Annotated in this window: 19 protein-coding genes and 2 pseudogenes; 9 read left to right on the plus strand and 12 right to left on the minus strand. The window is 73.0% G+C overall.

Going from position 1 to position 19,539, the window contains the following annotated elements; genetic code table 11:
* Positions 1-106: 106 nt before the first annotated feature.
* Positions 107-1,234, minus strand: a complete 1,128-nt coding sequence (gene pstS / locus AB0C76_RS36840) for a phosphate ABC transporter substrate-binding protein PstS (RefSeq protein ID WP_359974117.1) — start codon at positions 1,232-1,234, stop codon at positions 107-109.
* Between the two features lie 79 nt (positions 1,235-1,313).
* Entirely contained in the window at positions 1,314-1,589 is a 276-nt protein-coding gene (locus AB0C76_RS36845) for a hypothetical protein (RefSeq protein ID WP_359974119.1), read from the minus strand.
* Positions 1,590-1,834: 245 nt separating this feature from the next.
* On the opposite strand from AB0C76_RS36845, the gene AB0C76_RS36850 reads away from it, so the two are divergent.
* From AB0C76_RS36850 to AB0C76_RS36860, 3 genes are all read left to right on the plus strand, one after another.
* Positions 1,835-2,497 carry a pyridoxamine 5'-phosphate oxidase family protein gene (locus AB0C76_RS36850; RefSeq protein WP_359974121.1) on the plus strand — a complete coding sequence of 221 codons (663 nt, stop codon included), beginning with the start codon at positions 1,835-1,837 and terminating at the stop codon, positions 2,495-2,497.
* Positions 2,498-2,536: 39 nt separating this feature from the next.
* On the plus strand, positions 2,537-3,694 hold the full coding sequence (locus AB0C76_RS36855) for an MFS transporter (RefSeq protein ID WP_359974123.1): 1,158 nt from the start codon (positions 2,537-2,539) through the stop codon (positions 3,692-3,694).
* A 72-nt stretch (positions 3,695-3,766) separates the two neighbouring features.
* Positions 3,767-5,047 carry an MFS transporter gene (locus AB0C76_RS36860; RefSeq protein ID WP_359974125.1) on the plus strand — a complete coding sequence of 427 codons (1,281 nt, stop codon included), beginning with the start codon at positions 3,767-3,769 and terminating at the stop codon, positions 5,045-5,047.
* Between the two features lie 21 nt (positions 5,048-5,068).
* Here AB0C76_RS36860 and AB0C76_RS36865 read toward each other — a convergent pair whose 3' ends face one another.
* From AB0C76_RS36865 to AB0C76_RS36880, 4 genes are all read right to left on the minus strand, one after another.
* Complete coding sequence (locus tag AB0C76_RS36865; RefSeq protein ID WP_359974127.1) at positions 5,069-7,378, minus strand: hypothetical protein; 2,310 nt, start codon at positions 7,376-7,378, stop codon at positions 5,069-5,071.
* Between the two features lie 403 nt (positions 7,379-7,781).
* Positions 7,782-8,555 carry a DUF2182 domain-containing protein gene (locus AB0C76_RS36870; protein WP_359974129.1) on the minus strand — a complete coding sequence of 258 codons (774 nt, stop codon included), beginning with the start codon at positions 8,553-8,555 and terminating at the stop codon, positions 7,782-7,784.
* Positions 8,556-9,161, minus strand: a complete 606-nt coding sequence (locus tag AB0C76_RS36875) for a DUF1326 domain-containing protein (protein WP_359974131.1) — start codon at positions 9,159-9,161, stop codon at positions 8,556-8,558.
* Positions 9,162-9,401: 240 nt separating this feature from the next.
* The gene (locus tag AB0C76_RS36880) at positions 9,402-10,616 is read right to left on the minus strand and encodes a serine hydrolase domain-containing protein (RefSeq protein WP_359974133.1); all 1,215 of its coding nucleotides are present in this window, start codon (positions 10,614-10,616) and stop codon (positions 9,402-9,404) included.
* Positions 10,617-11,071: 455 nt separating this feature from the next.
* Here AB0C76_RS36880 and AB0C76_RS36885 point away from each other — a divergent pair, with 455 nt between their 5' ends.
* The 3 genes from AB0C76_RS36885 to AB0C76_RS36895 are packed head-to-tail and all read left to right on the plus strand — an operon-like array spanning position 11,072 to position 13,469.
* The gene (locus AB0C76_RS36885; protein ID WP_359974134.1) at positions 11,072-11,743 is read left to right on the plus strand and encodes a DedA family protein; all 672 of its coding nucleotides are present in this window, start codon (positions 11,072-11,074) and stop codon (positions 11,741-11,743) included.
* Between the two features lie 14 nt (positions 11,744-11,757).
* Entirely contained in the window at positions 11,758-12,834 is a 1,077-nt protein-coding gene (locus AB0C76_RS36890) for a sensor histidine kinase (RefSeq protein ID WP_359974136.1), read from the plus strand.
* Positions 12,825-13,469, plus strand: coding sequence for a response regulator transcription factor (locus AB0C76_RS36895; protein WP_359974138.1), 645 nt, complete (start codon positions 12,825-12,827; stop codon positions 13,467-13,469). Before AB0C76_RS36890 ends, AB0C76_RS36895 begins: the two co-directional genes overlap by 10 nt.
* A 42-nt stretch (positions 13,470-13,511) precedes the next feature.
* Here the strand turns inward: AB0C76_RS36895 and AB0C76_RS36900 are convergent, their stop codons facing one another.
* Positions 13,512-14,372, minus strand: a complete 861-nt coding sequence (locus tag AB0C76_RS36900) for a polysaccharide lyase (protein ID WP_359974140.1) — start codon at positions 14,370-14,372, stop codon at positions 13,512-13,514.
* Between the two features lie 196 nt (positions 14,373-14,568).
* Here AB0C76_RS36900 and AB0C76_RS36905 point away from each other — a divergent pair, with 196 nt between their 5' ends.
* Complete coding sequence (locus tag AB0C76_RS36905; RefSeq protein ID WP_359974142.1) at positions 14,569-15,351, plus strand: IclR family transcriptional regulator; 783 nt, start codon at positions 14,569-14,571, stop codon at positions 15,349-15,351.
* Here AB0C76_RS36905 and AB0C76_RS36910 read toward each other — a convergent pair.
* The 5 genes and pseudogenes from AB0C76_RS36910 to AB0C76_RS36930 form a co-directional block, all read right to left on the minus strand.
* On the minus strand, positions 15,269-15,892 hold the full coding sequence (locus tag AB0C76_RS36910; RefSeq protein WP_359974144.1) for a hypothetical protein: 624 nt from the start codon (positions 15,890-15,892) through the stop codon (positions 15,269-15,271). The two genes, AB0C76_RS36905 and AB0C76_RS36910, sit on opposite strands and share 83 nt — an antisense overlap.
* A 112-nt stretch (positions 15,893-16,004) precedes the next feature.
* Positions 16,005-16,100, minus strand: a pseudogene (locus tag AB0C76_RS36915) (DUF397 domain-containing protein); the annotation flags it as partial.
* A pseudogene (locus AB0C76_RS36920) lies at positions 16,099-16,437 on the minus strand (SDR family NAD(P)-dependent oxidoreductase); the annotation flags it as partial. The pseudogenes AB0C76_RS36915 and AB0C76_RS36920, both read right to left, overlap by 2 nt.
* A 159-nt stretch (positions 16,438-16,596) precedes the next feature.
* A complete protein-coding gene (locus tag AB0C76_RS36925; protein WP_359974146.1) occupies positions 16,597-16,956 on the minus strand; it encodes a DoxX family protein in 360 nt (119 codons plus the stop codon).
* An 81-nt stretch (positions 16,957-17,037) separates the two neighbouring features.
* Entirely contained in the window at positions 17,038-17,532 is a 495-nt protein-coding gene (locus tag AB0C76_RS36930; protein WP_359974148.1) for a cupin domain-containing protein, read from the minus strand.
* An 81-nt stretch (positions 17,533-17,613) separates the two neighbouring features.
* On the opposite strand from AB0C76_RS36930, the gene AB0C76_RS36935 reads away from it, so the two are divergent.
* Positions 17,614-18,465, plus strand: a complete 852-nt coding sequence (locus tag AB0C76_RS36935; protein ID WP_359974150.1) for a LysR substrate-binding domain-containing protein — start codon at positions 17,614-17,616, stop codon at positions 18,463-18,465.
* A gap of 152 nt (positions 18,466-18,617) precedes the next feature.
* Positions 18,618-19,424: an NAD(P)-dependent oxidoreductase gene (locus AB0C76_RS36940; RefSeq protein WP_359974152.1), complete on the plus strand. Its 807-nt coding sequence runs from the start codon at positions 18,618-18,620 to the stop codon at positions 19,422-19,424.
* Positions 19,425-19,539: the final 115 nt, after the last annotated feature.

Here is a 19,539-nt window from a genome sequence, read left to right on the forward strand (position 1 = left end):
CCGGGGCCAGCCTGCCGCCGATGGCTCCCGGAGGGAAGACGGCGGCACCCGCCGGCCCCTCCGTGCGGGGCCGGCGGGTGCCGGTCGGGCGCGTGCCGGGCGCGGGTCAGCCGAGGCTGGTGACGGCGGCCTTGACCTTGTCCCCGATGGCGGCGGGCAGCGGGACGTAGCCCTTGTCCCCGATGGCCTTCTGGGCGGCGTCGCCGGCGGTGTAGGTCAGGAAGCCCTTGAGGGTGTCGAGGGTGTCCGCCTTGTTGCCCTTGTCGCAGACGATCTCGTAGGTGACCAGGACGATCGGGTAGGCGTTGTCGGCCTTGGTGCCGTAGTCGAGGGACAGGGCGAGGTCGCCGTCGGCGCCCACGACGGTGGAGGAGGCGAGGGTGAGCGCGGCGTTGGGGGCCGTCGCGGCGACGGGCTTGGCGGCGCCGGTGCTGACCTGGGCGCTCTTCAGGTTGTTGGTCTGGGCGTAGGACAGCTCGGCGTAGCCGATCGAGTTCTTGACCTGCTTGATCTGGGCCGAGACGCCGGCGCTGCCGTTGGCGGACTGGCCGCCCTTGCCCTTCCACGCCTTGTCCGGCGCGGCGCTCCACGCGCCGCCGGAGGTCTTGGCGAAGTAGGAGGTCAGGTTGAAGGTGGTGCCCGAGTCGTCCGAGCGGTGGAAGGACTGGATGTCGGCGTCCGGCAGCTTGGCGCCCGGGTTGAGGGCGGCGATCGCCGGGTCGTTCCACTTGGTGATCTGGGAGTCGAAGATCTTGGCGGTGGTGGGGCCGTCCAGGACCAGGTTGTCGACGCCGTCGACGTTGTAGACCAGGGAGACGAGGCCGGCGACCATCGGCAGGTCGATCGCCTTGCCGCCGGTGCAGACGGCCTTCGAGGCGTCGACGTCGGCGGGCTTGAGCGCGAAGTCGGAGCCCGCGAACTGGACCTTGCCCTGGTTGAACTGCTGGACGCCCGCACCGGAGCCGCCACCGCTGTAGTTGACGGTGGTGCCCGAGCAGGACGCGGCGTAGAGGTTCTTCCACACGTCGATCGCGGGGCCCTGCGCGGTGGAGCCGGCGCCGAGGAGGGAGCCGCTCTTGCCGCAGCTGATCGACGCGCCGGCGGCGGCCGAGGAACCGCCCGCCGTGGTCGTGGGGTTGTTGTCGTCGCTGCCGCACGCCGTCAGCGACAGGGCGCCTACCAGTGCCACCGCACTCAGGGCAAGGCTGCTGGACCGGCGGTTCCGCTGGAGCATCTCTTCGTTTCCCCTCGTTCTTCACGGCCCGCGCTCGGACGCGGGTTGCGGGGGCCTGGTGATCCCCGGGGTGAAGAATCTAGACGGGAGAGGTGAACAGTTCTTCCGTCTGCGCTGAACCGGCGGTGAACCGGGGCGGTCCGGAGCGGCGGTGATACACGTCCGGAGCAGCCGCCGTCGGCCGTCCGGGTGAGGGCGACGGCGGCGGCCCGCCGGAGCCGGGTCGGCCGGCGAGGACCCCGGCGTGCTCGGCGGTGAACTCGGCGAACGCGGCGAAGGAGCGGGCCGGGCGGCCGGTCGGCTTCCCGACGTCCGGGCGCCGGCCGGTGCGCACCGCCGCGTCGATCACGGACATCTCTCCTCCCCGCGTGGGAGCCGGACCTGATTCGGTGTCAGGCCCGGTGGTCGCGGTTCGACGGGAATCGGATCAAGGTGCGCCCGGTGGATGGCCTGGCCGACCGGGGCCTGCCGGGGCCCGCCGCGACGGCGACACGCACGGTGGCCCGGCCGTGCTCGACTTGGCGGCGGCCTGACGGTTGGATGGGCCCGCGCCAGTGCCGAGGGGGGCATCCGGTACCGCCCAGCCGAGGAGCCGCCACCGTGACCGACACCCCCGCCACCGAGCCCGGCGCCGCCGCCGCGGCCCGCCGGATCGCCGAGAGACGCGAGCAACTCGGCCTCAGCGAGGAGGATTTGGCGCAGCGCGCGGCGATGGCGCCGAACTACCTGCGCCACCTGCTGACGGCCGGCCCGGCCTTCGACCCGGGTGGCTTCGTCCGCATCGCCGCCGCGCTCGGGACCACCCGGGAGGTCCTCGTGGAGGGCCGCACCGACGCCCCGCCCGGGCAGGGCGGGCCCGGACCGCGCCCGCGCCTGCTCGACCTCGGCGAGACCGAGTGCTGGGCTCTGGTCGGTACCCACGGGGTGGGCCGGGTCGGCCTGCCGGTGCGGCCGGGCCCGGTGGTGTTCCCGGTCAACTACGTCGTGGACAAGGGCTCGTTCGCGTACCGCACGGCCACCGGCAGCGCGACCGACCCGGAGGACGGCGTGGAGGCGTCCTTCCAGGTCGACCACCTCGACGAGTACCTGGGCCGCGGCTGGACCGTCCTCGTGCTCGGCACCGCGCACCACGTCACGGACGAGGAGGAGGTCCGGCATCTCGCGGGCCTGCCCGGCTCGGCCCCGTGGGCGGGCGACGACCGGCCGCTCTGGGTGCGGATCCGGCCGGACAGTGTCACCGGGCGGCGGATCGTCAGCGGGTGACGAGGGGCCGGGGGACCGGGGACCGGAGGGACCGCGCCGATGAGACCGTGGCGGTTCGTCGTCTGGTGGGGCGCCATCAGCCTCCTGGCGGACTTCGTGTACGAGGGCGCCCGGTCGGTCACCGGCCCGCTGCTCGCCTCGCTCGGGGCCACCGCCGTGGTGGTGGGCGCGGTGACGGGCGCCGGGGAGGCGGCGGCGCTGGGCCTGCGGCTGGTGTCGGGGCCGCTGGCCGACCGCACCGGGCGCTTCTGGGCGCTGACGATCGGGGGCTACGCGCTCACCGTGCTGTCCGTGCCGCCGCTCGGCGTCGTCGGTGCGCTCGGGCCGGCCTGCGTGCTCGTCGTCGCGGAGCGGGTCGGCAAGGCGGTGCGCTCCCCGGCCAAGGACACGCTGCTCTCGCACGCCACCGCCGCGACCGGCCGCGGCCGGGGCTTCGCCGTCCACGAGGCGCTCGACCAGCTCGGCGCGGTCGGCGGCCCGCTCACCGTCGCCGGGGTGCTGGCGGCGGGCGGCGGGTACGGTCCGGCGCTGGGTGTCCTCGCGATCCCGGGCGCGGCGGTCCTGGTGCTGCTCGGGTGGCTGCGCACCAGGGTGCCCGACCCGGCGGCGTACGAGCCCGCGACGGTGCCGGAAGCCCGTCGGGAGCAGCCCCGGTCGCGCCGCCTGCCGAGGGCGTTCTGGGTCTACGCGGCCTTCACGGCCACCACGATGACGGGCTTCGCGACCTTCGGCCTGCTCTCCTACCACCTCGTCCAGCGCCACCTGCTCGCCGTCTCGCTGATCCCGGTGCTGTACGCGGGCGCGATGCTCGCCGACGCGGCGGCGGCCCTGGTGGCCGGGTGGCTGTACGACCGCGTCGGCCCGCGCGTCCTGCTGGCGCTCCCCGCGCTGGCCGCCGCCGTCCCGGCCCTGGCGTTCACGAACACCCTGGCGGCGGCGGTCGCGGGCGCACTCCTCTGGGGCGCGGCGACCGGCCTCGGCGAGGCGACGCTCCGCGCCACCATCGCCGACCTCGTCCCGGCCCCCAACCGCGCCACCGCGTACGGCGTCTTCGCGGCCGTGACGGGCGTGGCCGCCCTGGTCGGCGGCGTCCTCATCGGCGCACTGTACGGGACGTCGATCCCCGCGCTCGTCACGGTCGTGGCCGTGATCCAGGCCGCGTCCCTTGTCCTCCTGGCCGTCGCCCGCCGGCGGTGACGGCCCCGGCGGCCCCGGCGGCTCGTCCTCGGCTTGCCCTCGACCAACTGGAGGGCCCTACGGTCGCCCGTCATGCGAACCATCGGCACCACGCGCCTCCCGCCCGTTCCGCCCGTGCGGCGACCGGCCCTGCCCCGGCCCTACCTGCGCTGGCTCGCGGGCACCCGGGCCTCACTGGCCGGCGACGCGGCCCTGACCTTCGCCCTCGGGTGGGCGGCGAGCGCCCACGGCGGCCGGACGGCGGCCCTCGTGCTGACCGCGATCACCCTGCCCCGGACCGTCCTCCTCCTGCTCGGCGGGGCCGTGGGGGACCGCGCCGGCGCCCGCCGCGTGATGATCGCCGGGGACGCGGTGATGCTCGCCGCCGCACTCGGACTCGCAGCGACGAGCGGGGCGTCGGCGGCGCCCGTCTGGACGCTGCTCGTATTCGCCGCCGTGACGGGCACGGTCGACGCGTTCTACCTCCCCGCGAGCGGCTCCATGCCGCGCCGCCTCGTCGACCGGGAGCAGCTGCCCCGGGCGATGGCCCTCCAGCAGGCCGGGGGCCAGGTGGCGGCGCTGCTCGGCGCCCCGATCGGGGCGGCGCTGGTCGCGGTGGCGGGCCTGCGCGGGGCAGCCCTGGTGGACGCGGGCACGTTCGCGGCCGTACTCGCCGTCATGGTGCGGGTGCGTCCGGTGGCGGAGGAGGAACGTCCGTCGCGGCGGGAGGGTCTGGTCGCGGGCATCGCCGACGGGGTCCGGCTGGTGGCGACCGATCCCGTGCTGCGGCCGGCGCTGCTGCTGACGGCGGCGGCCGCGGCCGGACTGCTGCCGGTGGTCTCGCTGCTCGGGCCGCTGCTGGCCCGGTCGGCGGGCTGGGGCCCCGGGGCGGCGGGTCTGGTGGCGGCGGGTCAGAGCGCGGGCGTGCTCGCGGTCGCGCTGGTGGCCGCCCGCCGTGGTCCCGTGCGGCGGACCGGCGTGGGGACGAGTCTGGGGCTGGCCGTCGCCGGGGCGGGGACCGGGGCGCTCGCTGCGGCTCCCGTCCCCGCGGTGGCCGTGGTCGCGGCGGTGCTGGTCGGCGCCGGGTCGAGCCTGTTCGCCTGCCACGTCGGTCCACTGGTCCTGGGCGCAGCGCCCGAGTCGCACCTGTCGCGCGTGCAGTCCGCGCTGACGCTCGTGCAGAGCGCGGCGCTGGTGCCGGCGACGAACGCGCTGGGCGGCCTCGCCCACACGGCCGGTGCGAGGAGCGCGCTCGCGCTGTGCGCCGTCCTCGGGTGCGCGGCGGCCGTGGCAGGCCTGGCCACGCCCGCCTTGCGGATGGCGGACGCCAACAGTGCGGCCCGCGCGAACGCGGGCCGCAGGGAGCCGGGTTGAGGCACTGCGGGCTCTGCGGCGCTACTTCTTCCTGGCGAGTCCCGGGGGCAGCACGTTGTACGGGTTGTGGTGGTGGTCGCCGATGTGCAGCTGCTCCTCCGGCTTCCCGGCCAGCTTCGGCAGGACGTGCTTGCCGGTCGGGTCGGTGATCACGATCGCGTCGCCGGTGCGGCGGACGTCCTGCGGCGAGCCCTTGGCGTAGGAGGTGAGCTCCGCACCGAGGCCGGTCGGGGTGGAGTCGGCGACCGTGCCGAACACGCCGGTGGGCAGGGTCAGGCCGGTGGCCGTCGCGCCGAGGGCGGTGTAGGCGGACTGCTCGCCGCCGTACGCCGCGCCGAAGGTGCCGCCGCCGGTGACGGTGGTGCCGGCCGGGACGGTGACCGGGACGTCGGTGCCGGCCGGGCCGTTGACGGTGACGACGCCGCCCTGGACGTATCCGGTGACCGAGCCCGCGTTCTGGGTCTGCTGCCAGGCGCTCTGGTTCTGCAGGGCGGTCCCGGCGTCGGTCAGGGTCTGGTTGACGACCGGGGTGTCCGCGGTGAACCAGGCGCGGTAGGTCGACAGGATGCCGCTCATGGTCTGCAGCGCCAGCTGGTCGTCCGTCAGGTTGGACTGGTGCATGAAGAACGGCCGCGGGTCGTTGGACAGCACGTACCCGAGGGTGATCTCGGTCTGCAGCGGCAGGACGTAGCTGGACCACGCCGTGTTGATGTCCAGCGGCGAGATGCAGGTGGTGGTGGCGGGGTTGGCCTCGCAGTTGCCGCTGCCGCCGTTCGCCTTCGAGGTGTAGAGCCAGTTGTACTCGCTCACCTCGTCCTGCTGCGTCGAGACGTTGTAGAACACGTTGATCGGGTGGCGCGGCACGCCCAGCGCGGAGGAGATCTGGCGCTGGCCCGTCTCGCGGGAGGCGTCGACCCCCAGCCACTGGACGTTGTCGGCGGCCAGCGACGCGAGGAAGTTGGGGTTGTCGTTCGGCTGCTGCGGCAGCATCACCGTGCCGGAGTGCTCGCCGCCCACCAGCTCGTTGGGCCGGAACGGCAGCCCGTTGGCCTGGCCGAACTGGATGTTCTGGGCGATCTGGCCGTTGATGGTGGCCTGGTCGACGTACTGGATGGCGCCGGAGGCGTCGGTCTGGCACCGCCACGGGATGACCGAGAAGTCCTGGACGCAGCCCAGGAAGTCGTGGTCGTAGGTGTGGTTGAGCCACATGAAGCTGTTCTTGTTCGCGAGGAGCGCGACGCTCAGCGGGTCGGTGCCGCCCTGTGCCTGCGCGTACTCGATGCCGGGGTCGGCGTTGAACAGGAAGTCCAGCTGGTAGTTGTTCTGCTGCTGCCAGTTCACCACCGTGGAGACGTCCGCGGCCGTCATCCGGATCGGGTTTGTGCTCGGTACCCCGGCCGCGCAGTCGCCCTCGCCCGGCGTGCACTTGCCGCTCTGGCTCCAGCGCGCGTTGGCGTTGAACAGGTCGTCGATGTGGGCGGAGAAGTAGTTGCGCCAGTAACCGAGGTGCACGCCCCGCGTCACCCAGTCGACGATGCCGTGGGCGAGCAGCTGGAACTGCTGCTGGTAGTAGTTGTAGGCGAAGGTGAGCACGAGCTGCTGGCGGCCGCCGCTCGTGTAGACGCCCGCGAGCACCCCCTGCGTCGACGTGCCGGGGATGGTCTCGGTGACGTACGGCTCGAAGTGCGAGCCGGTGGCCGCGTCGTCGGGCAGCGCGGTGGGCAGCGCGCCGTACGAGCCGCTGCCGCCGGCGGTGCCCTCGAACGGCACGGGGCCGTTGAGGTAGCGGAAGGCGTCGCCGCGGGCGGAGGCGCTCGCGGTGGCGGTGGTGGCGTCCATCGAGCCGGTCCACGTGGGGGCGCTCAGGCCGGTGTTGGCGCCGGGCCACACGTACGAGTCGACCTGACGCACGTGGTACGAGGCCTCGTAGCCGGTGAGGGCGGAGAGCTCGGCGGCGGAGAGCTGGCCGGGGGAGTCGCTGGGCAGGACGACGCCCTCGAAGTGGCCGTGCGGGGTGCCGTCGGCGAGGGTGTCGGCGAGGAAGGCCGCCGAGATGGTCGCGCGGTTGGCGCTCGTGAGGTCGACCACGGTCGTCGGGACGCCCTCGGAGACCAGCTGCTTGCGGATGCCCTCGACCCAGGGGTTGCCGTCCGTGACGACGAGGACGTTGAGGTCCACCCGGGATGTCGCGGCCGAGGCGGGCACGAAGGTGCCGAGGGATATCACCACGCCGGCGGTGGCCAGCGCGACCAGCGGCAGGGCGCGGAAGGGCGTCCGGCGGGACGTCTTCCGTGGCATGCGCACTGCGGCGGAGGAGTTCTTGCTTCTCATGCGCATACCCTGCCTGACCTGGGACGTCCTACCCCCGGGTTACACGAGAGATTGACCATCTGATGGGCGATTGTTTGGAAACGGTTCTCATTGTCGATGCCCCGTCAGGACCGCTCGACCGGACCCGCGGTCGTCCGGGGCGCGCCGGTGTGGCGGAGCGTCAGTCCGGCCGCACGGAGTGTGCCGGGACTGTGAGCGCCGGGCGGGCCGACTGGTATCCAGACACGGGCAGTCACACGCCGGTCATGACGCACGGCTCACGCCGGGCTCCCCGCCGTCGCCGACCGGTTCGCGAGCGTCTCCGCGCAGGGCTGACGGCGCGGGCGGCGGCGTGCGGTGCGCCGGCGCCCGTCCACCGGCCGCTCACGGCACGATCCGCTCCCTACGTCCGCCGGAAGCCTGCTCACATGGGCATGGTCGACGACACGTGCAGTCCCGGTACCAGGCCCGGGTTCCAGGGCACGAAGCAGGCGTAGCCGAGCAGGGCGGCACCCAGGACGAGGCTGAACGCCTTGCCGTGGCGCCAGGTCTTCTCCAGGAACACGGCCGCGGCCAGACCGGCCATCCAGGCGAGGTTCATCACGCCGACCACGATCAGGACGACCATCAGGCCCCAGCAGCAGCCGACGCAGAAACCGCCGTGATAGAGGCCGACGCGCAGGTCGCGCAGCCGCCCGGAGTAGCCGCCGAAGCGCATGAGGAAACCGACGGGGGAGCGACAGTGGCTCAGGCAGCGGTCCTTGAGCGGGGTCATCTGGTACAGGCCGGCCCCCGCCAGCAGGACGGCGCCGACCCAGGGCGCGGCGCTCGGAGCCCGGGCGGCGAGTTCACCGCCCGCCCAGGCCGCGCCGAACGCGGCCAGCCCGAAGGCCTCCCACGCGCACAGGTAGCCGACGACCAGTCCGGTGCTACGGCCCGCGCGCGTCCAACCCGTCGCGTGGGCGCGTAGCGTCCGCAGGTACAACGAAACGACGGGCGTGACGGCGGGGAGCATCATCGCGGCCATCATGAGCCCCCACAGGACCAGGAATCCCCACAGGTCGCGCCCCATCGTGCCTGGCCCGGGCATCATGCCCGACGAGCTGCGGACCGTCAGGACCCAGGCCAGTGCCGCCGCGGCGAGCAGCGCAACCCAGCTCGCCGGGACGACGGCCCGTCGAGCGATCTGTGCGGGCATTCAGGCCGCCCAGGAGAACGGCGCCGAGAAGGCGTTCTTCCCTTCGTTTGCGAACTCGAGACCGAAGGCGTTCACGTGCGACCTCGTCGCGACTCCGGCCGCGAGGGTGTCCGCGGGGAAGCCCACGCCGCTGACCCTCACGCCCTTTCCGGTCGCGTCGAGCGGAGAGACGAAGTCCTCGACCTCGATGTCGATCGCGTCACCGATCCGCACGCGGTGGCTCCGGCCTTCCTCGGCGTAGTCGATCCGGGCGACCTCCAGCCCGAGCATCTCGCCGACCAGCGGCCCGAGGGCCTCCATCGGGCCGCCACGCTGACCGGAGAAGACCGCCCCGAGTGCTTCGGCCTGCTCCGGCGAGGCGGCCGCGTCCATGATCACGCCCATCCGCCAGTCGCCCTCGCTCATGAGCGGCGGGGTGTCGGCCACCACGGCGACCGTCAGACCGCTCACGTCGACGTCGTCGACCTGGCCGGAGCCGACGTGGAAGGCCAGGAACACCCGGCAACGGTCGTGGTCCGCCGGAGCCGAGAGGCCGGAGGTGGTGCAGGGGCACACCATGTCGCAATTGCAGTTCTCGAAATACGTACCCTCGATACGCCAGGCCATCGGAAGCTCCCTTCCTGAGGCTGAGGCAGGCACCCCGTGTTCCATTCTCCGCCCCTGAGGATCACCGGGCAATGCGCGGACGACCAGGTCGACGGCGGCCGTGACGAACGGTCCCGAGGCTGTGACCGGCTGCGACAGCACCCCGTCCGTGTGGGGACCTGCGGGCGCAGAGCGTCGGCCCGTCTGTAAGGACCTGGCCGGGGGCGTGCAGTGGCCGACCGCTGCACGCCCCCTGATCCGTCAACCGGCCGTGGCCGAACCGTCGTAGACGTTGTCCGGGGTCACGATGGCGGTGATCGCGCGGGCGAGGAGGGTGGAGGGCTCCTGGCCCCCGGTCTTGGAGTCGGTGTTGATCATGATGACCAGGGTGGCCTTCCGGGACGGCAGGTAGACGGTCACCGTCTCGTAGCCGGGGATCGAGCCGTTGTGGCCGATCCAGCCGTTGGTGTCGAAGATGCCGAGGCCGTAGCCGGTCCCGGGGAAACCGGTCGGGAGCGTCATGAGCCGCTGCGCCTGGGTCTCGGGGCTCAGGAGGCGCCCGGTGGCGACGACTTCGGCCCAGTGGCGCAGGTCCGGAAGGTCCGAGATCATCGCGCCGGCCGCCCAGGCCCAGCTCGGGTTCCAGTCGGTGGAGTCCACGGTCTCGCCGGTCAGCGTCTGGTTCGTGTAACCGCGCGGGTGCGGTTCCGGGAACTCGGCCCCGCTGGGGAGGAACGTGTGGTGCAGGTGCGACGGGCGCACCACCCGCTCCTGGATCACGTCGGCCAGCGGCCGGCCGGTGACCTTCTCCACCACCAGGCCGAGCAGGACGAGGTTGGTGTTGGAGTACTGGAACTGCTCGCCCGGCCCGAACGTGTTGTCGTGCTTGAAGCCGTACGCGAGCACCTCCTGCGGCGTGAAGGCGCGGGTCGGATCGCTCTCCAGGTCGTGGGCGAAGCCCGCGTCCGAGGTGTACGGGAACAGCCCGCTGCGCATCTCGGCGAGCTGGCGCAGCGTGATCCGGTCGCCGCACGGCACGCCGTCGACGTAGTCGGAGATCTTGTCGTCCAGCCCGACCCTGCCCTCGTCCACGAGCTCCAGCAGCGCGGTGACCGTGAAGGTCTTGGTCTCGCTGCCGATCCGGATCCGCGAGTCGAGGGCCATCGGCGCGCCGGTGGTCTTGTCCGCGACGCCGGTCGCACGGACGTAGTCGCCCATGCCCGGCATCCACAGCCCGACCACGACCCCGGGGATACCCGCCTGTCGGCGCACCTCCTCGATCTTCTCGTCCAGCCGAGCGGTCAACTCGGGACCGAGGGTGGACCCCGGGCACACGCCGTGGTGGCACCGCTCGACCGCTGCGGCGGGCACGGCCGCGGTGGCGACGGTCGCGGCGGGGGCAGCCGTCACGGGGGCGAGTACGGAGGCCACGAACAGCGTCGTGGCGAACAGCCTGCGGTAGTGGGTGCGTCGCACGTCGGGGTGCCTCTTCCAGGGGGTCACGGGCTCGGACGGCACCATTCACCACGGCGGCCCGCCCGCGACGCTCGTCCCCGCCGCCCACCCCGGCGAGTCCACTCGTTCGGATCACCTGGACCCGGCCGGCCGGCGCGTGGGCCCGATCATGGTTGTCGGCACTGCCGCACGGCCTGTGCGCATCGGCGGCGGAGCCCACTACTGCCCGGGCGCGATCCCCGCCCGCCTGGAAGGCACCACCTTCCTCCCCGCCTTCCTCAACCGCTTCCGCGCTCGCCGGCCGGGCCCAGCGCCGTCCCGGCCCGAGCCTTCGGGGCTTGGTTCCTCTCCCGCACGGCCCGCGGGCTGCTCGCGGCCGACGAGCGCGTCCTCGCGCCGGGGACTGCGGAAAACCACAGGACGGTCGGGCGGTTGACCGCATGGTCGCGGCTTCGCCCGCCTCCTAGCGTGAAGCCATGATCACCGCATCGGCCTCCGCGCCGTTCCTCACCGCATCCGGCGAACCCGCGAGCGGCATCGCCGGATGGGCCGTCGACGTCATGGACGCTCTTGGTGCCGCGGGCGCCGGACTGACCAACCTCGTCGACACCGTCCTGCCGTTCATCCCCAGCGAGATCATCCTCCCCGTCGCGGGATTCGCCGCCGGCCAGGGCCGGTTGAGCCTGCCCGCCGTCATCGTCTGGACCACGGTCGGCTCCGTCGTCGGCTCCTGGATCGTGTATGCCGCAGGCGCCCTCCTGGGACGCGACCGCACCCGCGCGCTCGCCGCCCGCATCCCCCTGGTCCATCTGCACGAGATCGACCGGGCCGAGGCGTGGTTCCAACGGCGCGGCCGGGCCGCCGTGTTGCTCGCCCGCATGGTGCCGGTGGTGCGCAGCCTCATCTCCCTCCCCGCCGGGATCCAGCGTATGCCGCTGCCGGCCTTCACCGCCCTGACCGCTGTCGGGAGCCTGGTGTGGAACAGCGTGTTCGTGCTGTTGGGATACTGGCTCGGCGACAACTGGCGGTTGGTGGAGGAGTACGGGGGATGGGTGTCGAAGGCAGTGGTGGTACTGGCGGCGCTGGCCGTCGCCCGCTGGTTCCTGGTGCGGCTGCGCCGCCGCCCGGGCGCCCGGCACCGGTCATGAGGTCGGTGCGTGCGGTGGCCGGCCTCGCTCTGGGCTCGGTCTCGGCGTGCGCCGGGCCCGCCGTCATCGCCGCGGGGGTGTTGGTGCGGTCCGCCGGGCCGGTGGTCCGCCTGGCCGCGCTGGAGCAGCTGCGTGTTGCCGTCCTGCTCGGCGGCCCCGCCGCTGCTCCGGGCTGCCCGGACGACATCGAACCGCGACGGGCCGCGGCCTACCTGTGGTGCCGCGTCCCGGTCGGGCTGCTCGGCGGCGGGGCACTGTTCCTGCTGGTGGCGGGCGCATGGACGGCTGCGTCGGGACTGTCGCGCTGGCTGGGCGGGCAGGAGGCCGACGGCATGGAGCCCACGTGGCCGGTCGCCGGATACCTCCTCGCGGTCGGCCTCCTGCTGCTCTTCCTCGACCTGGCGGGACTGGCCGCCGTCGCCCAGCTGGAGCGGAGGCTGGTGCACCGCTTCCTCGGCCCCGACGAACTGGCCCGGATGCGCCGCCGGATCGACGAGCTGGCCGCCACCCGGTCCGGGATCGTCGAGGCCGTGGACGCCGAGCGACGCCGCATCGAGCGCGACCTGCACGACGGGCTGCAGCAACGGCTGGTCGTGGTGGCGATGCTGCTCGGACGGGCCCGGCGCAGGAACTCGGACGAGCTGTACCGGCAGGCACAGACCGAGGCCGAGCGGGCGTTGGAGGAGCTGCGGGAGGTGGCGTGGCGGGTGTATCCGGCCTCGCTGGACGAGCTGGGGCTGCGCGAGGCGCTGGCCGTGGACGCCGAACGCTCGCCCGTCCCGGTGCGCTTCAGCGGCGATCTGACCCGGCGCCCGGCCCCTGCGGTCGAGACGGCCGCCTACTTCGCGGTGCGCGAGGCCCTCACCAACGCGGCCAAGCACGCCGCGGCGAGCCGGATCGAGGTGACGATCGACCAGGACACCGACGGGGTACGGGTGTCGGTGCGCGACGACGGACGCGGCGGTGCCGATCCCGCAGGTCCGGGACTGTCCGGGCTGGCCCGCCGCATCGCCGCGCTGGACGGGCGTCTGAGCATCGAGAGCCCGCCGGGCGGCCCCACCCACGTGGTCGCGGAGCTGCCGTGCGGGTGATGATCGCCGAGGACTCCGCACTGCTGCGCGAGGGTCTGGTCCGTCTGCTGGCGGACGAAGGGCACGACGTGGCGGCCGCGGTGGGTGACGCGGACACGCTGCTGGCCGCCGTGGCCGCCGACCCGCCGGACGTCACCGTCGTGGACGTGCGCATGCCCCCCAGCCACACCGACGAGGGGCTGCGGGCCGCGCTGCGGCTGCGGTCCGAGCACCCGCGGGTCGGGGTGCTGGTGCTGTCGCAGTACGTCGAGCAGCGGTACGCCGCTGAACTGCTGGCGGCCGACACCCGCGGCGTGGGATACCTGCTGAAGGACAGGGTCGCGAGGGTGGAGGAGTTCCTGTCGGCACTGGACCGGGTGCACGCCGGCGGCACGGTCTTCGACCCGGAGGTGGTGCGCCGCCTCCTGGCCCGCACGCGTCACACCGACGACCTCGATCTGCTGACGGACCGTGAGCGGCAGGTGCTGACGCTCATGGCCCAGGGATGCACCAACACGGCCATCGCCCAGCAGCTGTTCGTCTCCAGGAGCGCGGTGGAGAAGCACGTCAACGCGGTGTTCGACAAACTGCGGCTGCCGCGGGACGACGGTGCCAACCGCAGGGTGCTGGCGGTTCTGCGCTTCCTGGGGAGCTGACCGCCGCGGCGACCGGGCTGGGGGACCGGGCCTCGGCGCCGTTCAGTGCTGGACGCCGGTGGAGAGGCTGAAGTGCGCGAAGTAGGCGTACTGGTCGGTGGACGGGCCCCACGAGGTGTCGTGGCCGCCGTAGAAGGTGGAGAAGAACACGCCGCTGAACGGGATCGACGCGAGGTCCGGGGCGCCCGCGCCGGGTTGGGTGAAGACCTGGGCGCCGTCGAGCCAGACGGTGAGGTCGCCGCTGCCACGGTCGACGAGTTGCTCGACGCTGTGCCAGGCGCCGTCGGCGGGCCACTGCCAGGAGCCGAGGCCGAGGTCGACGCCGTAGCCGGTGGGGCCGGAGTTGGTGGGGGTGTAGAGGTACACCTCGCCGTTGCCGACGCCGGAGCCGGGGTTGCGCCACATGTAGCGGGTGGACCAGGCGTTGCCGTGGTTGCCGCCGGACGCCTCGCCGGGGGAGCCGCCGTACAGGCCGGGGAGCTTGCCGGCCTTGCCGAAGTCGAAGCCGGCGGGCAGCTTGAGGCTGTACTTCAGGTCCAGGGTGGTGGAGTTGGCGAGGTCACCGAGACCGAGGGTGGGGAGGTCGGTGTAGAACTGGCCACCGCCGCTGGAGGGGCAGTCGGAGCAGGAGTTGGCGGAGGACCCGGCACCGTAGAACACCTGGAGCGCGGAGCCGTCGCCGGGGGCGGCCGGGTCGTTGACGAGGCTGAGATTCTGCTGGCCCCACCTGCCCTTGGTGAGGGTGCCCCAGGCCCTGGCCCAGGTGCTGGTGCCGTAGCCGGTGAAGTCGCCGGTCCAGGCGGCTGCGTCGGTGGTCTTCGCCCCGGTGACCGCGGTGGCTTGGACGGGAGCGGTGGCGAGGAGGGCGAGGGAGGCGCAGAGGGCGGTGAGCAAGCGCTTCATGACGGTCCTTCGGCTCTGGCGGCAGGGGAGTTCGCGCTGTGTCGTGCGGGGGCCGCTCACCATGACACGGCCGTGGACGTGTCCCAGTCAAGAGTCTGGACGAGGTTCAGGAGTGTGAACGCCTCGCCGGTTTCGGCGCCGACGGCCCGGCTATATTGCTCGCAGCCACGCCGCGTACGTGAACAGGGAGGACCTGATGGCGCAGCCGAGTTCCGCCGCCACCACCGCAGCGGCGGGCGTGAAGTCCGCCGTCCGCACGGTCGAGGTGCTGGAGTACTTCGCCGAGCGTCCCGGACTGCACAGCCTCGCCGACGTCCAGGAGGCCCTCGGCTACCCGAAGAGCAGCCTGTACATGCTGCTGCGCACACTGGTCGACCACGGCTGGGTGGAGACCGACCTGACGGGCACCCGGTACGGCATAGGGGTTCGGGCGCTGCTCGTCGGCACCGCCTACATCGACGGGGACGAGGCCGTCGCCTCCACGCGCCCGGCGCTCGACCGCCTCGCCGACGACACCACCGAGACCATCCACCTCGCCCGCCTCGACGGCACCGACGTCGTCTACCTCGCCACCCGAACCTCCCAGCACTACCTGCGTCCGGTCACCCGGGTCGGCCGCCGGCTGCCCGCCCACGCGACGGCCCTCGGCAAGGCGCTCCTGGCGACGATGTCGGACGAGGAGATCGGGCGGCTGCTGCCCGAGCGCCTGGAGCCGCTGACCGACCGCACCCACACGACTCGGGCCGCTCTGCTCGACGACCTCCGGGCCATCCGCGAACGCGGCTACGCGACCGACCGGGAGGAGAACACGCTGGGTCTGTGCTGCTACGCCGTCGCCGTCCCGTACCGCACGCCGGCCCGGGACGCGGTCAGCTGCTCCGTCCCGATCGCGCGGCTCACGCCGGGGCGCGAACAGATGATCCGCGACGCGCTGTTCGAGGCCCAGGAGCGGCTGGCGCTGGCCACGCGGCACCTGTGAGTTGATCCGCCCACTGCCGGAGCGTGGTGAAGTCGTCGGTCGTCAGGCCGGTTCGGTCGTTGACGCGGTGGAGGAGGGCCGGGCCGTCGTGGTGGGCGGCCGTCCAGGCGCGGTCGGCGTCGGTGATCTGGTCGTCGACCCAGGCGAACGGGCGGCCCTTGGACCAGGCGACGATCTCGGGGGTCTTCCAGAAGACACCGTCCGGCGGGGTGGGCCGGGGTTCGGACCAGGTGATGACGGGGAGTTCGGGCAGCCCGAGGACGGGGGAGACGAAGGCGTTGGCTTCGTCTTCCCAGGTGGTCGCCCAGACGAGGTCGAAGGGGAGGGCGGTCAACTCCGGTCCGTGGTCGGGGTTCAGCCAGACCCGGAGGGGCTTGGGGGCCTTGTTCGGCAGCCCCCACTCGGTGAGCCGCCGCCGCTCGGAGGCTTCCCAACGGGGAGTGAGGAGCCGGTGGGTCTCGTAGCCGGGCGGCCGGCGGTGGGGCTTGCGGGCGGCGGGGTTGAGCGGCCCGTCGACGTCGAGTAGCAGTAACGGCCGCATCGGCGCGCCCCCTCCGTGATCTTTGGGGGGACGGTAGCGGTGAAGGGGCGTTGGTGGCGAGAGAATTACGACACGCTCGGCCGGGTGAGGCCCGGCCGAGCGCGCGGTCGGCTCATACCTCGCCGAACTCGCCGGCCCGGACGGCGGTGACGAAGGATCGCCAGGCCTCCACCGGGAAGACGAGGGCCGGGCCTTCGGGGTCCTTGGAGGCCGATGGCGAGTGCGAGGTGACCCAGGTGGTTCGTCGCGAACTGCAACTCCCAACCCTCGCGGGTTCGTTCGAGGCCACCGGTGACCACGCCGGCGTTGTTGACCAGCAGGTGGAGCGGGCCGCTCCACGCGTCGACGGACGACGTGACGGTGGCCTTGTCGTCGAGGTCCAGCCGGGCGACTCGGGGGCGGATCCCTCCGGTCGAGCTCTCGATCGTTCCGGCGACGGCAACACCCGCAGCCGTGTTTCGCACGGCGAGCGTCACCTGGGCCCCAGCTGCGGTCAAGGCACGAGCCGTCTCGATGCCGATCCCGGAGGAGGCTCCCGTCACGATCGCGCGGACGCCGGGTCACTGTCCGGATCGCCGGTTCGAGACCGGGAGTTCGAACGAGTCGGGTCCAAGTGGCGTGCTCACGACCGGAATTCTGACGGAAAACGGTGATGGAGCGGTTTATCCCGCTGCCCCTTGAGCTCACCTCGGCCAGACCCCTCGTCACAACCGGGTGGCCAGCCAGGCGGTCACTGCCGCAGTGGCGGTGAGCCCGGCGTTGAGTGCGATCCGGCGGTCTCCACCGGTCAGGTGGACGGCGATCGCGCCGGTCTGCAGGAGGACGAAGCCGATGGCCGCAGGCGGCGCCAGCGAGGGAGCGATGCCCGTCAGCGGCGGCAGGATCAGGCCGGTCGCGCCGAGCAACTCGACCGTCCCCAGTGCCCTGACGGCGGGCAAGGGCGTGCGGTCGACCCAGGCCATCATCGGCCGGAGGTCGTCCCGGCTGCGGATCACCTTCAGCGTGCCCGCGTAGACGTGGAAGAGCGCGAGCAGTCCCGCGACGATCCAATAGGCGATGTTCATGGTTCCCGTTCGATGGATCAGGCGTGGCCGGCGGCAGGCCTGGCCGGCGTCAGGCGTGGTCGGTGGCGGGCCTGGCCGGCGTCAGGCGTGGTCGGTGGCGGGCTCGGTCGCGTAGCGGCTCATCGCGTCGATGTTGGCCTGTGGCGTCAGCGGTCGGCCGCCGGAGAGCGACTCCTGGAGGTCCCGGAAGTACTGCACGTACAGGTCGGGGGTGAACGTGCTGAGCATGACCGCGGGGTGGTCGGTGAGGTTGGCGAAGGTGTGCGGGGTGCCGGGCGGGACCATCACGAGCGTGCCCGCGATGACGTCATGGTCCTCCTCTCCGACGGTGAACCGCACGGTGCCGGAGAGGACGTAGAAGCCCTCGTCGTGTCGGCCGTGGCGGTGCTGCGGCGGCCCCTCGGTGTGCGGGGCGAGGACGGACTCGGCGATCGCGAGGCGGTGTCCGGTGTGGCTGCCGTCCTCCAGGACGCGCATGCGCGTGGTGCCCAGAACGATCGTCTCGCCCTCGCCGGGACCCACCACCGATACGACGGGGTCGGCCTGCGGGACGCTGGTCTTCGCTTCTTCGGTCATGCGCACAAGTGCACCGCCGAGGCCGCACGGCTGTCCAAGACCCGTCCCGCGGCGCCGATACCTCATGGGTATCGTTGCAGCGTGGAGCTACGAACCCTGCGCTACTTCGTGGCGGTCGCCGAGGAACTCCACTTCGGCCGGGCCGCCACCCGACTGCACATGAGTCAGCCGCCGCTGAGCCGGGCGATCAAGCAACTGGAGGCCGATGTCGGGGCCCTGCTGTTCGCCCGCTCGCCCACGGGCGTCACGCTCACTCCGGTGGGCACGGTGCTGCTCGACGAGGCGCGGGCCCTGCTCGACCACGCCGACCGCGTCCGGATGCGGGTGAGTGCGGCGGCCGGTGTCGCGGCCATCACCGTCGGGATCCTGGGCGACGGCACCGACCCGGGAATGGCCAGGCTGGCCGCCGCCTACCGCAGCAGACACCCCGGTGTCGACATCCGCATCCGCGACACGGATCTGACCGACCCGACCTGCGGGCTGCGCGCCGGACTGGTCGACGTAGCGCTGACCCGGGCGCCGTTCGACGGGACCGCCCTGACGGTGCGTGCGCTGCGGACCGATCCGGTCGGCGTCGTCCTGCGCGCCGACGACCCGCTGGCCCGCCACGACCGGCTGCGGCTGGCCGAGCTGAGCGACCGCCGCTGGTTCCAGTTCCCGCCGGGCACCGATCCCGTCTGGCAGTCGTACTGGAACGGCGGCACGCCGCGGGAGGGCCCGGTGGTGCGCGCCGTCCATGAATGCCTTCAGGCCGTGCTGTGGAACGGCACGGTCGGCCTGGCCCCGCTCGGACACGACCTGCCCGCGGAGCTGGTCGTCGTACCCCTGATCGACATGGCGCCGAGCCGAGTGGTGGCGGTCTGGAACGAGGGCGCCACCAACCCGCTGGTCCGGTCCTTCGTCGAGATCGCGACAGCCGCGTACCGCCACTGAGCACCGGCAATGGGCACCGCCGGAGCGTAGGAGGGCCCGGGCGAAGAGGTCAAGGGATCGGCGTTCTCATACCTGAATGACAGTCATTCTTGTGAACCGCCCTCGGCCTCTGTGAGCATGGGGCGGACCCGTCCCCGGCCAAGGGAGTCACCGTGTCCCGCATCCTCGTCACCGGTGCGGCAGGCGCTGTCGGCAGCCTCGTCCGCCCCCGGCTCGCCCGCCCCGGCCGCACCCTCCGGCTGCTCGACCTCGTGCCGCTCGACCCCGGCGAGGGCGAGGAGGCCGTCCGGGCCTCCGTCACCGACGCCGACGCGATGCGCGCCGCCTGCGAAGGCGTCGACGCCGTGATCCACCTCGGCGGGATCTCCCTCGAAGCGCCGTGGGAGCGGATCCTCGACGTCAACATCCACGGCACCTACACCGTCTTCGAAGCCGCCCGCCGCGCCGGCGTGCCCCGCGTCGTCTTCGCCTCCTCCAACCACGTCGTCGGCTACCGCACGCCCGCGGAGTACCCGCTCACCGCCGACACCCCGCCGCTGCCCGACACCTACTACGGCGTCTCCAAGGCGACCGGCGAGGCCCTCGGCGCGCTCTACCACCACCGCTACGGCCTCGACGTCATCTGCGTCCGCATCATGACCTGCTTCGCCGAACCGCCGAACCCCCGCGCCCTCTCCACCTGGCTCTCCCCGGACGACTGCGCCCGCCTGCTGGAGGCCTGCCTGGTGGTCGAGAAGCCCGGCTACCGCATCGTCTACGGCGTCTCGCCCAACACGCGCGGCGGCTGGGTCTCCCTCGACGAGGCCCGCGCGCTCGGCTACGCCCCGGCCGACGACGCCGAGGTCCACGCCGAGGCCGTGCACGCGGCGCACGGCGAGCCCGCCGGCGATGACCCGGTCTTCGCCCACCTGGGCGGGCAGTTCACCTTCCCCGCCCTCGACGCCGACCGCTTGCACTGACCCTCAGGGGCGCCGGGAGACCGTCGACGGCTGAACCCGCAGCCGGGCCCGGCACCTCGCCCGATCGGCCCGGTCCCCGGACCGGGCCAGAACGGAAGAGCACACTGAAGAACAA

Source organism: Kitasatospora sp. NPDC048722, from assembly GCF_040650235.1.
Classification (GTDB): Bacteria; Actinomycetota; Actinomycetes; order Streptomycetales; family Streptomycetaceae; genus Kitasatospora.